Source organism: Desertibacillus haloalkaliphilus, from assembly GCF_019039105.1.
Classification (GTDB): Bacteria; Bacillota; Bacilli; order Bacillales; family KJ1-10-99; genus Desertibacillus; species Desertibacillus haloalkaliphilus.
The window spans coordinates 1-335 of sequence record NZ_JAHPIV010000560.1 but is presented as its reverse complement, the minus strand read 5'-3'; the positions used below and the strand labels follow the sequence as shown (position 1 = coordinate 335).

The window sequence follows — 335 nt, the reverse complement described above, 5'->3', positions numbered from 1 at the left end:
ATGGTCAACACCCAGTGGGTGGCGTTGTCGGCTGGCACGGTGTCAAGAGTATGGCCTGCGGTAGCCTGTGATGGATGCCACAGCAACCGTGTCATCCCGCGGGCGGCGTCACGACCCACTCTCCATGTGGAAGTTCTCATTCCTATGACCGTGCCCTCTGCCTCGTCGTCCCGAGCACAGCCGGGGGAGGCGCCACCCTTTCCGTGGGTCGGCCTGCTGATCCTCTCCGGCGCGATCTTCGTCTGCGTGACGAGCGAGTTCCTGCCGACCGGCCTGCTGCCCGACCTCGCGGAGGGGCTCGGGGTCACCCAGGCCCAGGTCGGCCTGCTGGTCAC

At 66.9% G+C, this 335-nt stretch carries 1 pseudogene; it reads left to right on the top strand.

Features of this window, described 5'->3' with window-relative positions:
- Nucleotides 1-144: 144 nt before the first annotated feature.
- Nucleotides 145-335 (top strand): annotated as a pseudogene (locus KH400_RS30405) (MFS transporter); the annotation flags it as partial.